The 23,583-nt window shown below is 63.1% G+C and carries 19 protein-coding genes; 12 read left to right on the plus strand and 7 right to left on the minus strand.

The window, feature by feature from the left end; genetic code table 11:
- The first annotated feature begins 23 nt into the window (after positions 1-23).
- From fadA to JOY50_RS25060, 5 genes are all read left to right on the plus strand, one after another.
- Positions 24-1,199, plus strand: coding sequence for an acetyl-CoA C-acyltransferase FadA (gene fadA, locus JOY50_RS25040; protein ID WP_012271343.1), 1,176 nt, complete (start codon positions 24-26; stop codon positions 1,197-1,199).
- 75 nt (positions 1,200-1,274) lie between these two features.
- Positions 1,275-1,526 (plus strand): DUF1653 domain-containing protein, encoded by a 252-nt coding sequence (locus tag JOY50_RS25045; RefSeq protein WP_016485639.1) that lies wholly within the window; start codon positions 1,275-1,277, stop codon positions 1,524-1,526.
- 100 nt (positions 1,527-1,626) lie between these two features.
- The gene (gene topA, locus JOY50_RS25050) at positions 1,627-4,236 is read left to right on the plus strand and encodes a type I DNA topoisomerase (protein ID WP_019470223.1); all 2,610 of its coding nucleotides are present in this window, start codon (positions 1,627-1,629) and stop codon (positions 4,234-4,236) included.
- A 172-nt stretch (positions 4,237-4,408) separates the two neighbouring features.
- Positions 4,409-4,924: a DUF6586 family protein gene (locus JOY50_RS25055; protein WP_138737671.1), complete on the plus strand. Its 516-nt coding sequence runs from the start codon at positions 4,409-4,411 to the stop codon at positions 4,922-4,924.
- A 50-nt stretch (positions 4,925-4,974) separates the two neighbouring features.
- Positions 4,975-5,208: a hypothetical protein gene (locus JOY50_RS25060; protein ID WP_003248777.1), complete on the plus strand. Its 234-nt coding sequence runs from the start codon at positions 4,975-4,977 to the stop codon at positions 5,206-5,208.
- A 50-nt stretch (positions 5,209-5,258) separates the two neighbouring features.
- On the opposite strand, the gene sulA is transcribed toward JOY50_RS25060, so the two are convergent.
- Both sulA and lexA read right to left on the minus strand, forming a co-directional pair.
- A complete protein-coding gene (gene sulA, locus JOY50_RS25065) occupies positions 5,259-5,735 on the minus strand; it encodes an SOS-induced cell division inhibitor SulA (RefSeq protein WP_063425182.1) in 477 nt (158 codons plus the stop codon).
- Between the two features lie 13 nt (positions 5,736-5,748).
- Positions 5,749-6,357, minus strand: a complete 609-nt coding sequence (lexA, locus tag JOY50_RS25070; protein WP_019470227.1) for a transcriptional repressor LexA — start codon at positions 6,355-6,357, stop codon at positions 5,749-5,751.
- Positions 6,358-6,573: 216 nt separating this feature from the next.
- Here lexA and JOY50_RS25075 point away from each other — a divergent pair, with 216 nt between their 5' ends.
- Genes JOY50_RS25075 through nagZ form a run of 3 tightly spaced genes read left to right on the plus strand, consistent with a single transcriptional unit; the run spans position 6,574 to position 8,867 of the window.
- Positions 6,574-7,281 carry a TetR/AcrR family transcriptional regulator gene (locus tag JOY50_RS25075; protein ID WP_132846156.1) on the plus strand — a complete coding sequence of 236 codons (708 nt, stop codon included), beginning with the start codon at positions 6,574-6,576 and terminating at the stop codon, positions 7,279-7,281.
- Positions 7,282-7,321: 40 nt separating this feature from the next.
- The gene (locus JOY50_RS25080; RefSeq protein ID WP_132846158.1) at positions 7,322-7,846 is read left to right on the plus strand and encodes a L,D-transpeptidase; all 525 of its coding nucleotides are present in this window, start codon (positions 7,322-7,324) and stop codon (positions 7,844-7,846) included.
- A gap of 22 nt (positions 7,847-7,868) precedes the next feature.
- The gene (gene nagZ / locus JOY50_RS25085) at positions 7,869-8,867 is read left to right on the plus strand and encodes a beta-N-acetylhexosaminidase (RefSeq protein WP_207911632.1); all 999 of its coding nucleotides are present in this window, start codon (positions 7,869-7,871) and stop codon (positions 8,865-8,867) included.
- 196 nt (positions 8,868-9,063) lie between these two features.
- Here the strand turns inward: nagZ and JOY50_RS25090 are convergent, their stop codons facing one another.
- The 3 genes from JOY50_RS25090 to mfd are packed head-to-tail and all read right to left on the minus strand — an operon-like array spanning position 9,064 to position 16,417.
- Positions 9,064-12,381 (minus strand): DEAD/DEAH box helicase, encoded by a 3,318-nt coding sequence (locus JOY50_RS25090; RefSeq protein WP_243056031.1) that lies wholly within the window; start codon positions 12,379-12,381, stop codon positions 9,064-9,066.
- Positions 12,382-12,385: 4 nt separating this feature from the next.
- Positions 12,386-12,958 carry a CsiV family protein gene (locus JOY50_RS25095; protein ID WP_243056032.1) on the minus strand — a complete coding sequence of 191 codons (573 nt, stop codon included), beginning with the start codon at positions 12,956-12,958 and terminating at the stop codon, positions 12,386-12,388.
- A gap of 9 nt (positions 12,959-12,967) precedes the next feature.
- Positions 12,968-16,417 (minus strand): transcription-repair coupling factor, encoded by a 3,450-nt coding sequence (gene mfd / locus JOY50_RS25100; protein WP_243056033.1) that lies wholly within the window; start codon positions 16,415-16,417, stop codon positions 12,968-12,970.
- A 167-nt stretch (positions 16,418-16,584) separates the two neighbouring features.
- Between mfd and JOY50_RS25105 the strand changes: the two genes are divergently transcribed.
- The 3 genes from JOY50_RS25105 (at position 16,585) to sthA (ending at position 20,854) form a co-directional block, all read left to right on the plus strand.
- Positions 16,585-18,048 (plus strand): glyceraldehyde-3-phosphate dehydrogenase, encoded by a 1,464-nt coding sequence (locus tag JOY50_RS25105; RefSeq protein ID WP_019472117.1) that lies wholly within the window; start codon positions 16,585-16,587, stop codon positions 18,046-18,048.
- A 209-nt stretch (positions 18,049-18,257) separates the two neighbouring features.
- Positions 18,258-19,256 (plus strand): FAD:protein FMN transferase, encoded by a 999-nt coding sequence (locus JOY50_RS25110; RefSeq protein WP_026034533.1) that lies wholly within the window; start codon positions 18,258-18,260, stop codon positions 19,254-19,256.
- A 203-nt stretch (positions 19,257-19,459) separates the two neighbouring features.
- Positions 19,460-20,854, plus strand: coding sequence for a Si-specific NAD(P)(+) transhydrogenase (sthA, locus tag JOY50_RS25115; protein ID WP_019472116.1), 1,395 nt, complete (start codon positions 19,460-19,462; stop codon positions 20,852-20,854).
- A 48-nt stretch (positions 20,855-20,902) separates the two neighbouring features.
- Here sthA and JOY50_RS25120 read toward each other — a convergent pair whose 3' ends face one another.
- Together JOY50_RS25120 and JOY50_RS25125 are read right to left on the minus strand one after the other, a co-directional pair.
- Positions 20,903-21,619 carry a glycerophosphodiester phosphodiesterase gene (locus JOY50_RS25120; RefSeq protein ID WP_019472115.1) on the minus strand — a complete coding sequence of 239 codons (717 nt, stop codon included), beginning with the start codon at positions 21,617-21,619 and terminating at the stop codon, positions 20,903-20,905.
- A 31-nt stretch (positions 21,620-21,650) separates the two neighbouring features.
- Positions 21,651-22,235 (minus strand): PilZ domain-containing protein, encoded by a 585-nt coding sequence (locus JOY50_RS25125; RefSeq protein ID WP_132846168.1) that lies wholly within the window; start codon positions 22,233-22,235, stop codon positions 21,651-21,653.
- A 93-nt stretch (positions 22,236-22,328) separates the two neighbouring features.
- Here JOY50_RS25125 and JOY50_RS25130 point away from each other — a divergent pair, with 93 nt between their 5' ends.
- On the plus strand, positions 22,329-23,579 hold the full coding sequence (locus tag JOY50_RS25130) for a lipoprotein-releasing ABC transporter permease subunit (protein ID WP_019472113.1): 1,251 nt from the start codon (positions 22,329-22,331) through the stop codon (positions 23,577-23,579).
- Positions 23,580-23,583: the final 4 nt, after the last annotated feature.

Here is a 23,583-nt window from a genome sequence, read left to right on the forward strand (position 1 = left end):
CGAGCTAGAGCGAGAGATTTGATATGAGCCTGAATCCAAGAGACGTGGTGATTGTCGACTTCGGTCGCACGCCAATGGGCCGCTCCAAGGGTGGCATGCACCGCAATACCCGCGCCGAAGACATGTCGGCGCACCTGATCAGCAAGCTGCTGGAACGCAACGGCAAGGTCGACCCGAAAGAAGTCGAGGACGTGATCTGGGGCTGCGTCAACCAGACCCTGGAGCAGGGCTGGAACATCGCCCGTATGGCGTCGCTGATGACCCAGATCCCGCACACGTCTGCAGCGCAGACCGTCAGCCGCCTGTGCGGCTCTTCGATGAGCGCCTTGCACACCGCTGCCCAGGCGATCATGACCGGTAACGGCGATGTGTTCGTGGTCGGTGGCGTGGAACACATGGGCCACGTCAGCATGATGCACGGCGTCGACCCTAACCCGCACCTGTCCTTGCATGCTGCCAAGGCTTCCGGGATGATGGGCCTGACTGCAGAAATGCTCGGCAAGATGCACGGCATTACCCGTGAGCAGCAGGACCTGTTCGGCGTGCGTTCGCACCAGCTGGCCCACAAGGCCACGGTCGAAGGCAAGTTCAAGGACGAGATCATCCCGATGCAGGGCTATGACGAGAACGGCTTCCTGAAGGTGTTCGATTTCGACGAAACCATTCGCCCGGAAACCACCCTCGAAGGCCTGGCGTCGCTCAAGCCCGCGTTCAACCCGAAAGGCGGTACTGTCACTGCCGGCACCTCGTCGCAGATCACCGACGGCGCTTCGTGCATGATCGTCATGTCCGGCCAGCGCGCGATGGACCTGGGTATCCAGCCATTGGCGGTAATCCGTTCGATGGCGGTGGCTGGTGTCGATCCGGCGATCATGGGTTATGGCCCTGTGCCGTCGACCCAGAAAGCGCTCAAGCGCGCCGGGCTGACCATGGCTGACATCGACTTCATCGAGCTCAACGAAGCCTTTGCTGCACAGGCCTTGCCAGTGCTGAAAGACTTGAAAGTGCTCGACAAGATGGATGAGAAGGTTAACCTGCACGGCGGCGCCATCGCTTTGGGCCACCCGTTCGGTTGCTCCGGGGCACGGATTTCGGGCACCCTGCTCAACGTCATGAAGCAGAATGGCGGTACGCTGGGGGTGGCGACCATGTGCGTCGGCCTCGGCCAAGGTATCACCACGGTCTTCGAACGCGTCTGATCGCGTTGCGGGATAGCAACCGGGGCCTTGTGCCCCGGTTTTGTTTTTACAGGTTTATTCAAGAGGGTGGGCAACATGCAGATACAACCAGGCGTATACCGGCATTACAAAGGGCCTGAGTACCGTGTCTTCAGCGTTGCGCGGCACTCCGAGAACGAAGAGTGGATGGTGTTCTACCAATGCCTGTATGGTGATTACAGCTTCTGGGTGCGCCCCCTTTTGATGTTCCAGGAGTCTGTCGAGGTTGACGGCGAGCAGGTGCCACGCTTTGCTTTGGTCAAGGCCGAAGAAGGGCTGCCTGGGTTGCTGGGCAAGTCGCACGAGTGATCAGCCGAGCTTGACCTCACACTTTTGCCACTATATATAGCGGTGCCGCGTTTGGTACCTGACGCGTTTTTCATTTTCAGATTCAGGAATACTCCGATCCATGGGCAAATCGCTGGTCATTGTGGAATCCCCGGCCAAGGCCAAGACCATCAACAAGTACCTGGGCAACCAGTACGTGGTGAAGTCGAGTATCGGCCATATCCGAGACCTCCCCACCAGCGGTTCGGCCAGCGCAAGCAAAGAGCCAGCCGCCAAGCGTGGCAAGGCCGCGGGTGAGGCTCCGGCCCTGTCGCCGAAAGATAAGGCCCGCCGCCAGCTGGTGGCACGCATGGGCGTCGACCCGGATCACGGCTGGAAGGCCAAGTACGAGATCCTGCCTGGCAAGGAAAAGGTGATCGAAGAACTGCGTCGCCTGGCCAAGGATGCCGACACCATCTATCTCGCAACCGACTTGGACCGCGAAGGGGAAGCCATTGCCTGGCACCTGCGCGAGGCCATCGGTGGTGACGACACCCGCTACAAGCGCGTGGTGTTCAACGAAATTACCAAGAAGGCGATTCAGGAAGCCTTCTCGCAGCCGGGCGAGCTGGACATCGACCGGGTCAACGCCCAGCAGGCGCGGCGCTTCCTCGACCGTGTGGTCGGTTACATGGTTTCGCCGCTGTTGTGGGCCAAGATTGCCCGCGGCCTGTCTGCTGGCCGTGTGCAGTCGGTCGCGGTGAAGCTGGTGGTGGAGCGCGAGCGTGAAATCCGCGCATTCATCCCGGAAGAGTACTGGGAGATCCACGCCGACCTCGGTACCGCCAAGAACGCCAAGGTGCGTTTCGAGGTGGCGCGCGAGAAGGGCGAGGCCTTCAAGCCGCTGAACGAAGCCCAGGCCATGGCCGCGCTGGAAAAGCTCAAGGCTTCCAGCTACAGCGTGGTCAAGCGTGAAGACCGCCCGACCAGCAGCAAGCCGTCGGCGCCGTTCATTACTTCTACCCTGCAGCAGGCGGCCAGTAACCGCTTGGGCTTCGGGGTGAAAAAAACCATGATGATGGCCCAGCGCTTGTACGAAGCCGGCTACATCACGTACATGCGTACCGACTCGACCAACCTGTCGGTCGACGCTCTGGACATGGCGCGCAGCTACATCGAGCGCGAATTCGGCAAACAGTACCTGCCGGAGGCGCCGCTGGTGTACGGCAGCAAGGAAGGGGCCCAGGAAGCGCACGAAGCGATTCGTCCTTCCGATGTGAATACCCACCCGACCAAGCTCAGTGGCATGGAGCGCGACGCCGAGCGCCTGTACGAGTTGATCTGGCGCCAGTTCCTTGCCTGCCAGATGCCGCCTGCGCAGTACCTGTCCACCAGCGTCACCGTGGCTGCTGGCGACTTCGAGCTGCGTGCCAAGGGCCGTATCCTCAAGTTCGACGGTTATACCCGCGTGCTGCCGCAACAGAGCAAGCCGGGCGAAGACGACGTGCTGCCCGAGATGGTCCAGGGCGAAGCGCTGAAGCTGATTCAGATCGACCCGAGCCAGCACTTCACCAAGCCACCGGCGCGCTTCACTGAAGCCAGCCTGGTCAAGGAAATGGAAAAGCGCGGCATTGGTCGCCCGTCGACCTATGCGGCGATCATCTCGACCATTCAGGACCGTGGCTATGTGACCTTGCACAACCGCCGTTTCTATTCCGAGAAAATGGGCGACATCGTTACCGAGCGCCTGTCGGAAAGCTTCTCCAACCTGATGGACTACGGCTTTACCGCCGACATGGAGGAGAACCTCGACGACGTGGCCCAGGGCGAGCGTGACTGGAAGAACGTGCTCGACGAGTTCTACGGCGACTTCAGCAAGAAGCTGCAGACGGCCGAGTCCAGCGAAGGCGGCATGCGCGCCAACCAGCCGACCATGACCAACATTCCGTGCAAGGAATGTGGCCGGCCGATGATGATCCGCACCGCTTCCACGGGTGTTTTCCTGGGTTGCTCGGGTTACAGCCTGCCGCCAAAAGAGCGCTGCAAGGCCACCGTCAACCTGGTGCCGGGTGATGAGATTGCCGCTGATGACGAGGGTGAATCGGAATCCCGCGTGCTGCTGGGCAAGCACCGTTGCCCGATCTGCGCGACAGCGATGGATGCCTACCTGCTGGATGAGAAGCACAAGCTGCACATTTGCGGTAACAACCCCGATTGCGTTGGCTACGAGATCGAAGAGGGCAGCTACCGCATCAAGGGTTACGAAGGGCCGAGCCTGGAGTGCGACAAGTGTGGCAGCGAGATGCAGTTGAAGACCGGCCGTTTTGGCAAGTTCTTCGGCTGCACCAACCCGGCGTGCAAGAACACCCGCAAGCTGCTAAAGAGCGGCGAGGCAGCGCCACCGAAGATGGACAAGGTGGACATGCCGGAGCTCAAGTGCGAGAAGGTCGACGACACCTACGTGCTGCGTGACGGTGCTTCGGGGTTGTTCCTGGCCGCCAGCCAGTTCCCGAAAAACCGCGAAACCCGTGCGCCGCTGGTGCTTGAAATCGTGCCGCACAAGCATGAGATCGATCCTAAGTACCACTTCCTGTGCGATGCGCCGCAGAAAGACCCGGAAGGCCGCCCGGCGGTTATCCGCTACAGCCGCAAGACCAAGGAGCAGTACGTGCAGTCCGAGGTCGATGGCAAGCCGACCGGCTGGAAGGCCTTCTACGACGGCAATGCCTGGAAGGTTGAAGACAAGCGCTGATCTGACAGCGTTGTAATTGGGGCCGCTGCGCGCCCCTTCGCGGCACAAGGCCGCTCCTACAAGAGAACGCGATTCCTTGTAGGAGCGGCCTTGTGCCGCGAAGGGGCGCAAAGCGGCCCTAATCATTTATGATGCATGTATTCGCCTTGCAGCCTGATGGGAGGGCCCAGAAATGGCCCAGGAAACCTACACCCGCACCAACCAGAAACTGTTCTTCGCCGGCCTCGCCCTCGAGTCCATGGCCAAGGCTGAACACAGCCAGGCCATGAACGCCCAGGGCCTGGTTCAGGCTGAGCGCGAGTCGACGCTGTTCCACCTGTATGGCGCGCTGCTGGGCCTATGCCATGAAATCGGAGCCTTCTACCGCCTGCCGGTTGTCGCAACGGTTGAGCAGGCGCTGGGCGACGACGCGCTGAACGGCATCGCCATACCGGAAGTGGCCGAGCTGCTTGAGCTGGCCCGCCAGCGTGAAACCTGGCTGGCGCAAATGCTCAGTGCTTATGCCGATTTGTTCCGACCACCGGTCGCCAGGAAAGCGCCGAAAACCGACGTCACACAGCCACTGATCCAGGCCGTCAATCTCGATGAGCCCGAGCCTGCTGCGCTGTCGCGTGCCGAGCTGGAAAGCTGGCGCAACAACCTCAAGGGCCTGGTGAGACGTTTCCGCGACGCGTTGAGTGAGTGCTGATAGCTGTTACGGCTGGTACAATGCTGGCCTTTCGCGGAGAACTGCCATTTATGTCTACGTCTTTTCTGGAAATTGTCGAGTTGCCTGATGGCCGCATCGAACTGCGTCGCGCCGAGGATGAGGGCTCTCTGGTAACCCTGGATTTCTCGGAAGACGCCAAGGTGTTCCTGCAGGGCCAGCATGTAGAAGTGGCCAAGGCCATGCTCAGTGTTGGCGTGCAGATGGCCGGTCGCCTGATGGATGGCGAGCTCGAGCGTGATGAAGGGCCGCGCGTGCTGCACTGAAGGTGCAGCAGGGCATCAGGTTTCTTCAAAAGACAGGCAAAGCCTGAGCATCAGCCAAGGCGGATGTTCAGGCTTTGTGCGTTTCCGACACTGGCGGCGCGCAGCAATTGCTGGCGTGCGGTGGCGTTGACATTGCCTAGCCAACTGACCACCGTGTGGCTAAGGCCCAGGCGCAAGGCTTCGCAGGCCAGTTGCAGCGGGGTTTGGTTGCCACGAGGCTGCAGCAGCAGGATGCGTTCACGGTTGAGGCCGGCATCGCGCAGCCAGGCCTGGGTCAGGCTCGACGGCGGGGCGATCAGGGTCAGCCAGCGGGCCTCGTCCTCTTCGCTCAACTCGCGCAATACCGGTGCCAGCAGGCTTTGGCAGTGCCCGGGGGCGCCGCGCAGCGACAATTCGCTGAACAGTTCTGGCTGGTTGCTCTTGCGCGCCAGTTCGCTGGCTTTCAGGCCCGGTAGTACGGGCTGGGCGAGGAATGCTTCGAACAGGGGCAACTGGGCTTGCTCGGGTGCGTGAATGAACTGCTGCATGACGCCTCCTGGATCAGCGGCGAATGACGCCGACGCTCAAACCCTCAATCACCAGTTCCTGTTCTTTCAGGTCAACTTCGATGGGGGCGAATTCGGGGTTTTCGGCAAGCAGCCAGACCTTGCTGCCTTCACGCTTGAAGCGCTTGACGGTGACTTCGTCGCCGATGCGGGCCACGACAATCTGACCGTTGCGGGCTTCGCGGCAGGTGTGTACTGCCAGCAGGTCGCCGTCGAAGATGCCGACGTCCTTCATGCTCATGCCGTGGACGCGCAACAAATAATCGGCCTGGGGGTGGAAGAAGGCAGGGTTGATATTGCAGGATTGCTCAATGTGCTGTTCGGCAAGGATCGGCGCGCCGGCAGCCACCCGGCCGATGATTGGCAGGCCGGTTTCTTCTGCCTTGGTTTCCAGGCCGGGGATGCGGATGCCGCGGGAGGCGCCCGGGGTCATCTCGATCGCACCCTTGCGGGCGAGGGCCTTGAGGTGCTCCTCGGCGGCGTTGGGCGACTTGAAGCCCAGCTCCTGAGCGATCTCGGCACGTGTCGGCGGGAAGCCGTTGTCTTCGAGGCAGCGCTTGATGAACGCGAGAATTTCGGCTTGGCGTGGCGTCAGTTTCAACATGGTGAGCGCTCTGTCTTTTTGTACAGTGACTGGGATTATATACAGTACTGGATGCGCTGCAAGCCAAAAGGCGCAATAAACCTGAGCGGTGGCGCTTGCAGCCCGCAGCCAGGCTGCTTTTAAATGGCGACCGCCCGGTCACCGAGCCTTGACAGAAGCAGGCCTGAAACGTATGTTTCAAACACCTGTTTGTCTGGCGGAGCACGCGGAGTAGTCATGGCCCAATCGGAAACCGTTGAACGCATTCTCGATGCTGCCGAGCAGCTGTTCGCGGAAAGGGGGTTCGCCGAGACCTCGTTGCGGCTGATTACCAGCAAGGCCGGGGTCAACCTGGCGGCCGTCAACTACCACTTCGGCTCTAAAAAGGCGTTGATCCAGGCGGTGTTCTCGCGCTTCCTCGGCCCGTTCTGCGCCAGCCTCGAGCGCGAGCTGGAGCGTCGCCAGGCCAAGCCGGAGCAAAAGCCCAGCCTCGAAGAGCTGCTGGAGATGCTGGTGGAGCAGGCGTTGGCCGTGCAACCGCGCAGCAACAACGACCTGTCGATCTTCATGCGCCTTTTGGGCCTGGCCTTCAGCCAGAGCCAGGGCCACCTGCGGCGTTACCTGGAAGACATGTACGGCAAAGTGTTCCGCCGCTACATGCTGCTGGTCAACGAGGCCGCGCCGCGTATTCCGCCACTGGAACTGTTCTGGCGCGTGCACTTCATGCTCGGTGCCGCCGCCTTCAGCATGTCCGGTATCAAGGCGCTGCGGGCCATTGCCGAAACTGACTTCGGCATCAACACCTCGATCGAGCAGGTGATGCGCCTGATGGTACCGTTCCTGGCCGCCGGCATGCGTGCCGACAGCGGCGTCACCGACGAGGCCATGGCCACGGCGCAGCTGCGTCCACGCAGCAAGACTACCGCTATTACCGCCAAGGCCTGAAGGCTGGGCGGGGCAGGGCGCTTCGGCTAAGCTAGCGCCCATGCCCGATCTCGATCTACTGCACATTTCCCTCGCCGACCAATGCCTGTACGGCTTTGCCCGTGGCCAGCTGCGCGTGCGCCTGCCGGTTTCCACGGCGCGTAACGGTGCCGGCGAGCGCAATGGCTCGGGCTGCACACCGCGTGGCCTGCATCAGGTGCGGGCTAAAATTGGCGCGGGCCTGCCGCTTGCTGCAGTACTGGCCGGGCGGCGCTGGACGGGTGAGGTGTGGTCGCCGGTATTGCACGCGCAATACCCGGGCCGCGACTGGATACTCACTCGCATCCTTTGGCTTAGCGGCTGTGAGCCGGGTATCAACCGCCTGGGCGCGGTCGACACCTTCCGCCGTTACATCTACCTGCACGGCACGCCGGATACGGAACCCATGGGCGTAGCGTTGTCCCATGGCTGCATACGCCTGCGCAACACCGACTTGCTAAGCCTGTTCGAGCGGGTGCCGGTGCATTGCCCGGTGCGCATCGAACAAGCCGCTTGCCCCCAGTGGGCCTCTCTCTGTCTTCAATGAAGGATTACCCATGACCGTCAGCCTGCAAGGCTCCCTGATGGTGGATATCGCCGGTAAATGGCTGACCGCCGAAGACCGTCACTTGCTGCGCCAACCCGAAGTGGCCGGCCTGATCATCTTTGCTCGCAACATCGACAGCCCGCGCCAGGTGCGCGAGCTGTGCGCGTCGATCCGCGCCATACGGCCCGACCTGATTCTGGCGGTAGACCAGGAAGGCGGCCGCGTGCAGCGCCTGCGTCAGGGTTTTGTGCGCCTGCCCGCTATGCGTGCGCTGGCCGACAATGACAACGCCGAGTACCTGGCCGAACAGTGCGGTTGGCTGATGGCAACCGAGGTGCTGGCGGTTGGCCTGGACCTCAGCTTTGCCCCGGTGCTGGACCTGGACCATCAGCGCAGCGCCGTGGTCGGCAGCCGGGCCTTCGAGGGTGATCCACTGCGTGCCACGCAACTGGCCGGGGCGTTCATCCGCGGTATGAACGCGGCTGGCATGGCTGCCTGTGGCAAGCACTTCCCGGGGCATGGCTGGGCCGAGGCTGACTCGCATGTGGCTATTCCTACCGATGAGCGCAGCCTTGAACAATTACGCCAGGCTGACCTGGTGCCGTTCACGCGACTGAGCGGGCAGCTGGCGGCAGTGATGCCGGCGCATGTCATCTACCCGCAGGTCGACAACCAGCCAGCGGGTTTCTCCCGGCGTTGGCTGCAGGAGATCCTGCGCGGCGAGTTGGGCTTTGACGGGGTGATCTTCAGTGATGACCTGTCGATGGCCGGTGCGCATGTGGTGGGTGATGCGGCCAGCCGTATCGAGGCGGCCTTGAGCGCGGGCTGTGACATGGGCCTGGTGTGCAATGACCGGGCGGCAGCAGAGCTGGCACTGAGTGCGGCGCAGCGGATGAAGGTCAAGCCATCGCCGCGGATTGCGCGGATGCGCGGGCAAGGGTTTGCGCGCACCGATTATCGCCAGCAGCCGCGCTGGCTGGAGGCGTTGGGGGCGTTGAAGGAAGCTCAGCTGGTCGATTGACTGCGCCGGCCTCTTCGCGGGCATGCCCGCTCCCACAGGTACGATGCCGGTTTTGAGGTCGGTGTTGTGCCTGTGCTGGCTTCTTCGCGGGTGAGCCCGCTCCCACAGGTACTGCATAGCCCTCGGCAGCGGTGCGGTCCCTGTGGGAGCGGGCATGCCCGCGAAGAGGTCGGCATGGGCAGTACAAAATGCTGGGTTACCGCCCGCGCTTGCCTGGCAATGGCGCAAACAGGGCCTCGATTTCTTCATCGCCCATGCGCCATTGCCCGGCCTGCCCGCCATCCAGCAAGCTGGCCGCCAGCGCCGCTTTTTCCTGCTGCAACAACTGGATCTTCTCTTCCACCGTACCCCGGGTAATCAGCTTGAACACGAACACCGGCTTGTCCTGGCCAATGCGGTAGGCACGGTCGGTGGCCTGGTTTTCGCTGGCCGGGTTCCACCAGGGGTCGAAGTGGATCACCGTGTCCGCGGCCGTCAGGTTCAAGCCCACGCCACCGGCCTTGAGGCTGATCAGGAACACTTCGCTATCACCCTGCTGGAACTGCTGCACGGGCGTGCGCCGGTCCCGCGTGTCACCGGTCAGCAGGCTGTAGCGGATCTTGCGTTTCTCCAGCTCCTGCTGGATCAGTGCCAGCATCGAGGTGAACTGCGAGAACAGCAGTACCCGCCGCCCTTCGCTGAGCAGCTCATCGAGCATTTCCAGCAATGCGCCCAGCTTGCCCTTGTCGGCCTGGTTGCCTTTGCTTTCTACCCCTTTTACCAGGCGCAGGTCGCAGCACACCTGGCGCAGTTTGAGTAGCGCGTCGAGGATGACGATCTGGCTGCGTGCGGCACCATTGCGGGCGATCTCGTCGCGGACTTTCTGGTCCATGGCCACCCGCACGGCCTCGTAGGTATCGCGCTGGGCGTCGCTGAGCTCGACCCAGTGCACCATCTCGGTCTTGGCGGGCAACTCGGTGGCCACCTGCTCCTTGGTGCGGCGCAGCAGGAACGGGCGGATACGCGTGACCAGGTGGGCCAGGCGCTCAGCGTCGCCATGGCGTTCGATCGGGGTGCGGTAGTCCTGGTTGAAGCGTTTGACATCACCCAGCCAGCCGGGCATGAGGAAGTGGAAGATCGACCACAGCTCGCCCAGGTTGTTTTCCATCGGCGTGCCGGTCAGGCACAGGCGCTGGCCGGCCTGTAGCTCGCAGACGGCGAGGGCGGCCTTGCTGGTGCTGCTCTTGATGTTCTGTGCCTCGTCCAGGACCAGTACGTGCCAGGCCTGGACGCGCAGGTGTTCGAGGTCGCGTGGCACCAGGGCATAGGTGGTCAGGACCAGGTCGTATTCATGCAGCTTGGCAAAATGCTTGCTGCGACCCGGCCCATGCAGTGCCAGTACGCGCAGGCCGGGGGCAAAGCGCTGGGCTTCGTCCAGCCAGTTGGGTATCAGGCTGGTGGGCATGACCGCCAGGGCTGGTGCTTCCAGGCGCCCGGACTCTTTCTCCAGCAGCAGGTGTGCCAGGGCCTGCAGGGTCTTGCCCAGGCCCATGTCGTCACCGAGGATGCCCCCGGTGCCCATTTCCCGCAGCGCCTGCAGCCAGTTCAGGCCCTGCTGCTGATAGGGGCGCAAGCTGGCCTGCAGCCCGGCGGGTGGGGCCACTTGCAGGTCGCGGGCATCTCGCAGGCGGCGGCCCAGATCGCGAACGTGCTCGCCACCCTCCCAGAGCAGTGGCAACCCTTCGATATCGTTGAGGCGCGCGGCGTCGGCGCGTTCCATGCGCAGCGCCGGGCCCGCTGTGTCTTCGTGCAGGTACAGCTCGCCCAAGGTACCCATCACGGCCTTGATGCGGCCGTAGGGCAGGGCGACGCGCAACGCCGGTGCATCCAGGCGGCCGCGGTTCAGGTCGATCAGCAGGTGCTCATCGTCACTGCGCCGGGCCAGTTCGCTGGGGCGCAGCATTTCCGGGCTGCTGCGCAGCAGTTGCAGCACGATTGGCAGCAGGCTGTGACGCTGGCCATCGACCACGATGCCCAGCTCCAGGTCGAACCATTCATGGCCGGGTGCCTCGTCGATGCTCGCATACCAGTCGTCCACCTCCTGCAGGTTGAAGGCGAAATCGCGGTGTATGTCGATGTCCCAGCCGGCTTGGCGCAGCTGCGGCAGGCCTTGGCGTGCAAAGCGCAGCCAGGCTTCGTCGTCGGGCAACTGATACATTTCGCCGGCACTGTCGGGCAGGGCCTTGCTCTGCCGAGTGGCGGGTTTGAAGCCCAGGTCGCGTAACGCCTTGCGCAGGGCCAGCTCGGCTTGCGGCTGTCGGCGAATTCGCTGGCTGGTGCTGCCCGCCAGTCGGGTCAGCGGCTTCTCGTCGGTGCCGCTGACCTGCAAACCGTCATAGCTGAATGCCAATGCGGCGCGATGTTGCATTTGCCGTTGCATGCGACCGGTTTTCGGCATGTAGGCGGTGTATTCAAGGCTGCCGAGCGCAAGAAGGGGCTTGGGCTGGATGTGATCGAGCACCTGCTCCTGCACTGGCGTCGGCGTCGGCACCTTGTGGCTGAGGGCATTGAGCTTGTGGCTGAGGGGTACGACCAGGTGCTCGGGTACATCGGGGGCAATAGTCAGCTGCACGGCGACATGCGGATCCAGGCTGTGCTCGACCTTGCCCACTTCACTGGTCAGCAGATCGAAGTAGTAAAGTGGCAGCAGCGGGATGACGCAGCGCAGCATTTCCTCGCCGCTGTACCACAGTCCCCGGTAGTTTCCGTTGTCCAGGCGTACCCAGCGAAACTCGGCATGGCGCACCGGGCCTTGATGAAGCGGTGGGAAGCCGACATCGTAAAACATGCGCCCGGTTTCGAGTGCGCGCTGGAACAACTCGCCACCTTCCTGGCCCTTCAGTTTATAGCCGCGGTCCTGGCCGCCGCCCTGATTCAGGGCCGAGAGCAGGCGCAAAATGCGGGTGTCGTCTTCCGTCACGAAGCGCGGGGGCTCGTAGAGAAAGTCGTACAGTGACTGGACGCGGCTGAAGCGTATGCCGTCCTCGGTTCGCGTCCCCTTGCGCACCAGCAGGGCGCAGCCGGCATCATCGGTGAGATTGAGCTGGTAGCACACCATGCGTCCGCGTTTGTCTTCGGTTGCGTTGGGCTTGGGCGGGGCCTGCTCCAGGCCGCTCAACCAGTGCTGCAGTTCGGCGGACAACGTTGCCGGGTCGGCTTGCGTGGCCTCATGATTGGACCAAGGGTCGCTTATGCAGAACAGTGCAGCGGCGCAATGCTTGCAGTTTTGCCCTACAGGGCAATCGCATTCACCGTGCACATGGCAACGGCCGCCGGCTACGTGCAACTCGATGCTTTGCCGATAGTGGTTGTCGCCACTCCCTTGGCAATTGGCCGTGATGGTCGGCCCATAGAGGCCTTCCAGTTCGACCCTGCCTTCCTCGGCATAGCGCTCACCGCGTTGCAGGGCAGCTTTGCTGAACGATTGGGTCCAGTTCGGATAAGCGTTCACCATCTCGGCGGCATCTTGCTTCATCGGATTACTGCTCCATCATCTCCGGGTCCATCACCGGCATTTTCGGCGTGCCCGGTGGTGTCACCTTCAGCAGCACGGCCAAGTGCCCGCCGTCGAGGAAGGTCAGCTGGCCGCCCTTCATGTTGCTGTTGTTCTGCCTGAACTGCTCGCTTTGCAGCACGCTGCCGTTGCCGTCCAGCTGGTTGACCCAGAAGTTGGCCTCGACCGAGATGAAGCGGCCTTCAGCGATGCTCAGGTTGCCTTCGATAGGGAAGTGGCCGAACTGTTCGGTGCCTTCGCCCAAGGCGATGCGGCTGGGTTCGCTGCCCAACTGCTGCTGCCAGGCCTTGTGCATCAATACGGTGTAGTCGGCGGTGGCTTCCAGGCGGGTGGCTTCGTCTTCCAGCGCCAGGCGGCGCTCGGCGTCTTTTGCCAGGCGCGGGGCCCCGGCGCTCCAGTCTTCAGGGGCAAACGGGCTGGTGAAGGCGGGCACGCTGTTCTGCCGCACCAGAATCATTTCTACCTGATACAGGCCTTCGGCGAAGGCGGCTGGCGCGAACAGCGCCAGCAGCAGGGTCAGGCAACGGATGGCACGCATGGATCTTCCTTAGGCAGGCTGTGGGGTCAGGCGCTCGAACAGCGCCTCCAGGGTTTTGAAACGTTCGTCGGGGCGTTCCATCGGGACCAGGAAGCGGAACTGGGTAGCGCCTTCGAACTTGTAGCGTTTGGGTTGGCCCTGGATCAGCTTGATCAGGGTCAGCGGGTCGACCGGGGTTTCGGCTTCGAACTCCAGCTTGCCGCCATTGGGGCCGGCATCGACTTTCTTGATGCCGAGCTTTTCCGCGTGCAGCTTGAGCGAGGTCAGGCGCATCAGGTTCTTGGTCGGCTCTGGCAGCAGGCCGAAGCGGTCGATCATTTCTACCTGCAGGTCCTTGAGGCCTTCTTCGTCAGCGGCCGAGGCAATGCGCTTGTACAGGATCAGCCGCGCATGCACGTCGGGCAGGTAGTCCTCTGGGATCAGCGCCGGCAAGCGCAGGTTGATCTCCGGCCCGCCGCCCAGCGGCTGCTCCAGATTTGGCTGGGTACCCTTGCGGATCGCCTTGACCGCGCGCTCGAGCATTTCCATGTACAGGGTGAAGCCCACCGCCTGTATCTGCCCGCTCTGGCCTTCGCCCAGCAGCTCGCCCGCACCGCGGATTTCCAGGTCGTTGGTGGCCAGCACGAAACCGGCGCCCAGGTCCTGGGTGTTGGCGATGGCCTCCAGGCGTTTTTCAGCGTCGGCGCTGACCTTTTGCCGGGTTGGGGTGAGCAGGTAGGCGTAGGCCTGGTGGTGGCTACGGCCGACCCGGCCACGCAGCTGGTGCAGCTGGGCCAAGCCAAATTTGTCGGCGCGCTCGATGACGATGGTGTTGGCGCTGGGCACGTCGATGCCGGTTTCGATGATGGTCGATGCCACCAGCACGTTGAAGCGCTTGTGGTAGAAATCGCTCATCACCTGTTCCAGCTCGCGCTCGCGCATTTGCCCGTGGCCGATGCCGATACGTGCCTCGGGCACCAGTTCGGCAAGGTCGGCGGCGCATTTTTCGATGGTTTTCACATCGTTGTGCAGGTAGTACACCTGGCCACCGCGCAGCAGTTCGCGCAGCAGCGCCTCCTTGACCGTGCTCTTGTTCTGCTCCATGACGAAGGTGCGCACCGACAGGCGGCGCGCAGGTGGCGTGGCGATGATCGACAGGTCGCGCATACCGGCCACTGCCATGTTCAGCGTGCGAGGGATCGGCGTGGCGGTCAGGGTGAGGATGTCGACCTCGCTGCGCAGGGCCTTCAGCTGCTCCTTCTGGCGCACGCCAAAGCGGTGCTCTTCGTCGATGATGGCCAGGCCCAGGTCCTTGAAGCGCACATCGTCCTGCAGCAGCTTGTGGGTGCCGATGAGGATGTCGATCTTGCCTTCGGCCAGGTCGGCCGCGGCGGCGGCCACTTCCTTGGCCGACTTGAAACGGCTCATTACTTCCACGGTCACCGGCCAGTCGGCAAAGCGGTCACGGAAGCTGTTGTAGTGTTGCTGGGCCAGCAGGGTAGTGGGCACCAGCACGGCGACCTGGCGGCCACTGTGTACGGCGATGAACGCCGCGCGCATGGCCACTTCGGTCTTGCCGAAGCCGACGTCGCCGCACACCAGGCGGTCCATCGGTTTGGGCGCGAGCATGTCGGCGCGCACCGCTTCGATGGCCGTTTGCTGGTCAGGGGTTTCTTCGAACGGGAAGCCGGCGCTGAAGGTGGCGTAGTCGGCGGATGGGTCGGCAAACGCATAACCCTTGCGCGCAGCACGGCGGGCATAGATGTCGAGCAGTTCGGCGGCCACGTCGCGCACCTGTTCGGCGGCCTTGCGCTTGGCCTTCTGCCAGGCTTCCGAGCCCAGCCGGTGCAGCGGTGCCAGGGCGTCGTCGCTGCCGGTGTAGCGGGCGATCAGGTGCAGGTTGGCCACCGGCACGTACAGCTTGGCGTTCTCGGCGTATTCCAGGGTGAGGAATTCGGCAGCCTGGCCGTCGATTTCCAGCGTGGCCAGGCCCAGGTAGCGGCCCACACCATGGTCGATGTGCACCACCGGTGCGCCTTCGCGCAGCTCGGTGAGGTTCTTGATGACCGCGTCGTTGGCGGTTTCGCCACGCTTGTCGCGGCGGCGGCGCTGCATCACGCGCTGGCCGAACAGCGGGCTTTCCGCGACCAGGGCCAGGCCTGGGTCGTCCAGCAGCAAGCCGTCATCTAGCGGGGCAATGGTGATTGCCAGGCGTTCGCTACCGGTGATGAAGTCGGCCCAACCGTCGACGGTGTGCGGGCGCAGTTTCAGCCGTTCGAGCAGCTCCAGCAGCACTTCGCGGCGGCCGGCCGATTCGGCGGTGAACAGCACGCGGCCTGGGAACTGGTCGAGGAAGTTGGCCAGTTCGGCCAGCGGCTGATTGGCCTTGGCCTCGATGGCCAGGTTGGGCAGGGCGCGCGCCGGGAAGCGCTCGCGGCCCGCGCCCGGCTCGATGTCTTCGCTACTGACCACCACCCGCGGCCATTGCTTGAGCCGGGCGAAGCAGTCTTCCACCGGCATGAACAGCTCGGCAGGCGGCAGCAGTGGCCGGCTGAGGTCGCCGCGGCGGTCTTCATAACGCCCGCGCACGTCGTTCCAGAAGTGTTCGGCGGCCTGTTCCACGCCGGGCAGCGAAAACACCTGGGTGTCGGCTGGCAGGTAGTCGAACAGGGTGGAGGTTTCTTCGAAGAACAACGGCAGGTAGTACTCGATGCCGGCAGGAATGATGCCGCTGGCCAGGTCCTGGAAGATCGCGCTGCGGCGGAAGTCGACGTCGAAGCGTTCACGGAAGCGTGCCTTGAAGCGGGTCACTTCCTCTTTTTGCATCGGAAATTCGCGTGCCGGCAGCAGGCGCACCGAATCCACCTTGTCGATCGAGCGCTGGGTCTCGGGGTCGAAGGTGCGCAGTGTCTCGATCTCGTCATCGAACAGGTCGATGCGGTAGGGCAGCTTGCTGCCCATCGGGAACAGGTCGATCAGTGCGCCACGCACTGCGAATTCGCCATGCTCGTAGACAGTGTCGACGCAACGATAGCCACTGGCCTCAAGGCGCGTGCGCATCTGTTCCACGTCTATGGTCTGGCCCACGTCCAGCACCAGGCTGCTGCCCAGCAGGAAGCGCGTGGGCGCCAGGCGGTGCAGGGCGGTGGTGACCGGCACCACGAGGATGCCGTGGCTCAGCTCCGGCAGGCGGTACAGGCTGGCGATGCGCTGGGAAATGATGTCCTGGTGTGGCGAGAACAGGTCGTAGGGCAGGGTTTCCCAGTCGGGGAACGGCAGCACTGGCAGGTCCGGGGCGAAGAAGCGCAGCTCCTGCTCCAGACGGTCGGCGGCCTGGCTGTCGGCTGTCAGCAGCAGGGTGAAGCGGCCAGCGTTGCTGGCAGCCTCGGCGATGGCAAGGCTGAGGGCGGCACCGGGCAGGTTACCCCAGGTTTGTTTGCCGGCCGTGGCCGACATGTGCGGTAGGCGCAGAACTGACACGGGAGATTGCACTCCAAGCGTTGCGGCAAAGACACCGATTGTACCGGTGACCGTGCCGGCTGTCAGGCTCGAAAGGGCGTGAACGCTGGCTTGCGTGACTACGACAGGCGCTCATTGCCGGTTCCGCGTCGGGGCGTCATAATGTAGCCCCTTTTTTCTGTCCCTACATGTGGAAGGTTCCCGTGACTCAGAAGCCCGACCAGTGTCTTGGTGAGTGGATTGATCGTGAAGCTCTGGCTGAAGCGATGATCCCGCTTATCGGTCAGCTCTACCGCAACAACAACGTGGTGAGCTCGATTTATGGCCGTAGCCTGATCAACCGTTCGGTTATCTCGATCCTCAAGGCGCACCGCTTTGCGCGTCATCGTCAAGCCGACGAAACCGAACTGTCCGTCCACGAGACATTCCCCCTGCTCAAGGCCATGAGCGAGCTGAAACTGGGCGCCGCTTCGGTCGACCTGGGCAAGCTGGCCAACAAGTTCAAGCAGGAAGGCAATGGCCGTACTGCCGAGCAGTTCGTCCGTGAAGAGCTGGCCGACGTGGTTGGCCAGCAGAACGCTTCGGCGCGCAAAGGCACCGACGTTGTCCTGTACGGCTTCGGCCGCATCGGCCGCCTGCTGGCGCGCATCCTGATCGAGAAGACCGGTGGTGGCGACGGCCTGCGCCTGCGTGCCATTGTCGTGCGCAAAGGCGCCGAGAATGACCTGGTCAAGCGTGCCAGCCTGCTGCGCCGTGACTCGGTGCACGGCCCGTTCGATGGCACCATCACCATCGACGAAGCCAACAACACCATCACCGCCAACGGCAACCTGATCCAGGTTATCTACGCCAAGAGCCCGAGCGAAGTCGACTACACCCAGTACGGCATCGACAACGCGCTGATCGTCGACAACACCGGCGTATGGCGTGATGCCGACGGCCTGGGCCAGCACCTGGCCTGCCCGGGCGCTGCCCGCGTGATCCTCACCGCACCTGGCAAGGGCGCGCTGAAGAACATCGTGCACGGCATCAACCACGGTGACATCACTGCCGATGACAAGATCATCTCGGCGGCCTCTTGCACCACCAACGCCATCGTGCCCGTGCTCAAGGCTGTCAACGACAAGTACGGCATCGTCAACGGCCACGTCGAAACCGTTCACTCGTTCACCAACGACCAGAACCTGATCGACAACTTCCACAAGGGCAGCCGCCGTGGCCGTGCCGCGCCGCTGAACATGGTCATCACCGAAACCGGCGCCGCCACTGCAGCTGCCAAGGCGCTGCCAGTGCTGAAGGGCAAGCTGACCGGCAACGCCATTCGCGTACCGACGCCAAACGTTTCGATGGCCATCCTGAACCTGAACCTGGAAAAGGCCACCAACCGCGACGAAATCAACGAGTACCTGCGCCAGACGGCCATGCACTCGGAACTGCACAAGCAGATCGACTACGTCAGCTCGCAGGAAGTGGTTTCGACCGACTTCGTTGGCTCGCGCCACGCCGGTGTGGTTGACGCTGAAGCCACCATCGCCAACGACAACCGCGTTGTCCTGTACGTCTGGTACGACAACGAATTCGGTTACAGCTGCCAGGTGGTTCGCGTGATGGAAGACATGGCCGGTGTGAACCCGCCAGCGTTTCCACGCTGATTCGCTTGTAAGGCAATGAAAAAACGGGAACCTTCGGGTTCCCGTTTTTTTTGCCTGATGAACTGATCGGGCATCTACTGTGTCTGTACTGGCCTCTCGCCGGCAAGCCAGCTCCCACAGGTACTGCACAGTCGTCAGACTCAGCTCAGTACTTGTGGGAGCTGGCTTGCCGGCGATGAGGCCAGTGCAGGCAACCGAGAGCCCGAACCTTGCGCACAGCCTTACTGTTCATCCTCCTGCTGCTCACCGCCTGCAACCAGGGCCCCACCCTGGAGCGCCTGGGCGGCCCGACCATGGGCAGCAGCTACAGCATCCAATACGTCCGCGAGCCCGGTGGCCCGGCGCCGGCCCAGGTACAGGCGGCGGTCGAAACCATCCTTGGCGACATCGACCGGCACTATTCGACCTACCGTGGCGATTCCACCGTCAGCCGTTTCAACCAGTTGCCCGCCAACCAGTGCCTGGCCCTGCCGCCCGACATGCTTGAACTGGTTGCCCTTGGCCAGCAACTGGCCGAGCAGAGTGATGGCGCCTTTGACCTCACCGTTGAACCCTTGCTTGACCTGTGGGGCTTCGGCCCCCAGGCCCGCCACGAGCAGGTGCCCGACCCGCAAGCCCTGGCTCAGGTTCGTCAGCGCGTGGGCTACCGGCACTTGCATGTGCAAGGCCAGGCCCTGTGCAAGGACGCCCCGGTGCAGCTCGACTTCAACAGCATCGCCGCCGGCCATGCCGTCGACTTGATCGCCGCGCGCCTGCGCGCCATGGGTATAGCCAGTTTTGTCGCCGAGGCCACTGGCGAGCTCAAGGCGGTTGGCCGCAAGCCCGATGGCAGCCCCTGGCGCATCGCCCTGGAGTTGCCCCGCGAAGACCGCCAGATCGCCCGGCAGATCATTGCGGTCAATGGCCTTTCAGTCTCAACCTCGGGTGACTATCGGCACTATTTCGAGGAGAATGGCCGGCGCTATTCGCACACCTTCGATGCCCGCGTCGGGCGCCCCGTGCAGCACGACCTGGCCGCAGTCACCGTGCTGGACGCCTCGGCACTGCAGGCCGACGGCTATTCGACACTGCTGCTGATCCTTGGCCCTGAACGTGGCTGGGATTTTGCCGTGGCGCACGGGCTGGCCGCAGTATTGGTGACTCGGGCCGAGGGTGGCTTCGTCTCTCGAGCTACGCCCGCATTCGAACGGGCAGTGAAAGGCGACTGAAAGCGCAGGCAGGGATGATTGCCGCCAGGGAATGGGTGAACCATATGTAGTGCGGGCAAAATTGGCCTACGACGCGACCAAGGGTTAATGTGCGCGGCGTTCACGCTTGATTAGACTGCACCCGAATTTTCTCATGACGCCCCGGCGGCATGATCGCGCCCCGCGAGCGACCGTGGCTTGCGGGCAGTTCTGAAGGAGTACGCATGGCTGTCTACAACTACGACGTAGTGGTGCTGGGTTCTGGCCCGGCCGGTGAAGGCGCGGCAATGAACGCCGCCAAAGCAGGGCGCAAGGTAGCGATGGTCGATGACCGTCGCCAAGTCGGTGGCAACTGCACGCACCTGGGTACCATCCCGTCCAAGGCACTGCGTCACTCGGTGCGGCAGATCATGCAGTTCAACACCAACCCGATGTTCCGGGCGATCGGTGAGCCGCGCTGGTTCTCGTTCCCGGACGTGCTGAAAAGCGCCGAGAAGGTGATTTCCAAGCAAGTTGCATCGCGCACCGGCTACTACGCCCGCAACCGTGTCGATGTGTTCTTCGGCACCGGCAGCTTTGCCGACGAGCAAACCGTTGAAGTGGTGTGCCCGAACGGTGTGGTGGAAAAGCTCAACGCCAAGCACATCATCATCGCCACCGGCTCGCGCCCGTACCGCCCGGCCGACATCGACTTCCACCACCCGCGCGTCTACGACAGCGACACCATCCTCAGCCTCAGCCACACCCCGCGCAAGCTGATCGTGTACGGCGCCGGCGTGATCGGTTGCGAATACGCCTCGATCTTCAGCGGCCTGGGCGTGCTGGTAGAGCTGGTGGACAACCGTGGCCAGCTGTTGAGCTTCCTGGATTCGGAAATTTCCCAGGCGCTGAGCTACCACTTCAGCAACAACAACATCACCGTGCGCCACAACGAAGAGTATGAGCGTGTCGAAGGCCTGGACAACGGGGTGATCCTGCACCTTAAGTCGGGCAAGAAGATCAAGGCCGACGCCTTGCTGTGGTGCAACGGCCGTACCGGCAACACCGACAAGCTGGGCCTGGAGAACATCGGCATCAAGGTCAACAGCCGTGGCCAGATCGAGGTCGACGAGGCCTACCGCACTACCGTGCCGAACATCTACGGCGCCGGTGACGTGATCGGCTGGCCGAGCCTGGCCAGTGCCGCGCACGACCAGGGGCGCTCTGCGGCGGGCAGCATCGTCGACAATGGCAGCTGGCGCTTCGTCAATGACGTACCGACCGGTATCTACACCATTCCGGAAATCAGCTCGATCGGCAAGAACGAGCAGGAACTGACCCAGGCCAAGGTGCCGTACGAAGTGGGCAAGGCCTTCTTCAAGAGCATGGCGCGTGCGCAGATCGCCGGCGAGCCACAGGGCATGCTGAAGATCCTGTTCCACCGTGAAACCCTGGAAATCCTCGGCGTGCACTGCTTCGGCTACCAGGCTTCGGAGATCGTCCACATCGGCCAGGCGATCATGAACCAGCCGGGTGAGCAGAACAACCTGAAGTACTTCGTCAACACCACGTTCAACTACCCGACCATGGCCGAAGCCTACCGGGTAGCTGCCTACGATGGCCTGAACCGGCTTTTTTGAGCGGCTCCGACCGGTGGCCTGAGCCGGTCGGAGAGACCGATTTCAACCCTACCCGAGGGTGGTCTTGGCCAAACCGGGAAAGTCTGTAATCAGGCTGTCCACGCCAAAGTCAGCGAGCCGGCGCATCAGTGCCGGCTCGTTGACCGTCCACACCGATACGTGCAAACCCTGGGCCTGCGCTTTCAGCAGGCGCTCGGGGGTGCACAGTGTCCAGTTCAATGCCAGCAGATCGCAGCCGTAGTTCTGCGCCACCTTCAACGGGTCGAGCCAGGCGTACTCGGCGACCAGCCCGCGCTTCACGTCCGGCACCAGTTCCAGGGCGGCGCCCAGCACTTCGCGTGAGCTGGAGGTGATGGTGACCTTGTCCAGCAGCCCATGCTGCTGGGCCAGTTCGCGAATCGCCAGCACGGTAGTGGCCGCGCGGGTGCGCGAAGCGCTTTTTACCTCCAGCTGCCAATGCTCGAACGGGCATTTCTCGAACAGCTCTTCCAGTTTCGGAATAGGGCAGGGCTGCACGTGGCCCGGGCCGCCGTTGCGCGCATCGATTTTCATCAGGTCGGCGGCAGGGTGGTCGACCACCTTGCCGCGTCGGCCGGTGGTGCGCTTGAGGGTTGGGTCGTGGATCACCATCAGCTCGTTGTCGGCCGACAGGTGCAGGTCCAGTTCGCAGCGGGTGACGCCGTGGGACAGGCACTGGCGGAAGCTGTGCAGTGTGTTCTCGGGTGCTTCGCCCTTGGCGCCGCGATGGCCGTAGATCAGGGTCACGTTCGTTCCTTCAAATCAGAGAAAAACAGGGTCATGAGGCGGGATCGTTCTGTTCCAGCTGCTGGCGCCGTTGTTGTTGCTGGCGCTGCAGGATGTAGCGAGCCAGCAGTTGGCGCTGGGCATCGGTCATGTCGATGAATTCGGTGCCGACCTCGAAGCCGCCCTCGGGGCATGGGTCGCAATGGGTGACCTTGCCGCGCAGCAGCAAGCCGTGGGCGCGCGGCATCAGCACCATCTTCACTTTCACCCGGGTGCCTGGGGCAATCTGCGTGGCCTGCGCGAATTCGATACCGCCTTCGGAAAGGACCACTGGCAGCGGCTGGCCTACTTCGCCGAGCAGGGTCTGGGCAACAACTGCGCTGAGCAGGTCGAGGCGTTTGTTCTGTGCCCGCAGGAAGGCAGCCAGGGTGCGGTCCTTGTCGCTCAACTGACGCAGCAGGTGCTGCGACTCGAAGTCGGACAAGTGCAACTCGCTGAGCAGGTTGAACAGCGGAGAATCATCTTGCAATACATCTGGCTCAAGGGCTTCGGCCGCGCTGAGGGGGCTGATTTGAAGTGCGATCCGATCTTCGATGCGGTAGTATTCGCGGCGATCTTCTTCGTCTAATGTCGTCATGGCGAACCCAAGGTAGCGGCGGTGGTCCGAGTGTAAAGCCGCCGTAGGCGCCTCGCCACAAGGACGTTCCCTTTCATCCGAACAAGCCCCGACATGTTCAGACCTCTTTTCGCATTCATAGGCACGCGTTATACCCGTGCCAAACGCCGTAATCACTTCGTCTCGTTCATTTCCCTGACCTCGATGATCGGCCTCGCCCTGGGCGTGGTGGTGATGATCGTGGTGCTGTCGGTGATGAACGGTTTCGACCACGAGATGCGCACCCGCGTGCTGGGCATGATCCCCCATGCCACGCTGGAGAGCGGCCAGCCCATTGCCGACTGGCCTGCCCTTGCCCAACAAGTAAAGCAGAATCCGCAGGTGGTGGCGGTTGCCCCATTCACCCAGATGCAGGGCCTGCTGACCCATGACGGCAAGGTGCAGAAGGTGCTGCTCAACGGCATCGACCCGGCCCGCGAGCGCGAGGTGTCGATCATCGACAACTTTGTCCTGCAAGGCCGCCTCGACCAGCTGGCGCCGGGTGAGTGGGGCATCATGATCGGCGACAAGGCCGCGGCCAAGCTGGGTGTGGCCATCGGCGACAAACTCACCTTCGTCGCCCCCGAGGTCAGCGTGACGCCGGCCGGCATGTTCCCGCGCATGAAGCGCTTCACCGTGGTTGGCACCTTCCACGTGGGCGCGGGCGAGATCGACGGTTATCTGGGGCTGACCAACATCAGCGACCTTTCCCGCCTGCACCGCTGGAAGCCCGACCAGGTGCAGGGCCTGCGCCTGAAGTTCGACGACCTGTTCCAGGCGCCACGCGTGGCCTGGAGCATCGCCCAGCAGTTGGGCGACCAGGAGTACTACAGCCGTGACTGGACCCGCACCCACGGCAACCTGTATCAGGCCATCCGCATGGAAAAGGCCATGATCGGCCTGCTGTTGCTGCTGATCGTGGCGGTGGCGGCGTTCAACATCATTTCCACCCTGGTGATGGTGGTCAACGACAAGCGCGGCGACATTGCCATCTTGCGCACGCTGGGCGCCACGCCCGGGCAGATCATGCTCATCTTCATGGTCCAGGGCACGGTGATCGGGGTGATCGGTACCCTGATCGGCGCCGTGGTCGGGATCGTTGCCGCGCTGAACGTGAGCGCGGCCATCGCAGGCATCGAGAAGCTGATCGGGCACAAGTTCCTCAATGCCGATGTGTACTTCATCGATTACCTGCCGTCGCAGATCCAGTCCCAGGACGTGTACATGGTCTGCGGTGCGGCGCTGGTCCTGAGTTTCTTCGCCACCCTGTACCCGGCCTGGCGTGCGGCCCGCACCCAGCCTGCAGAGGCGCTACGTTATGAGTGAGTCG

It is taken from the genome of Pseudomonas sp. BP01, from assembly GCF_022760795.1.
Classification (GTDB): domain Bacteria; phylum Pseudomonadota; class Gammaproteobacteria; order Pseudomonadales; family Pseudomonadaceae; genus Aquipseudomonas; species Aquipseudomonas putida_Q.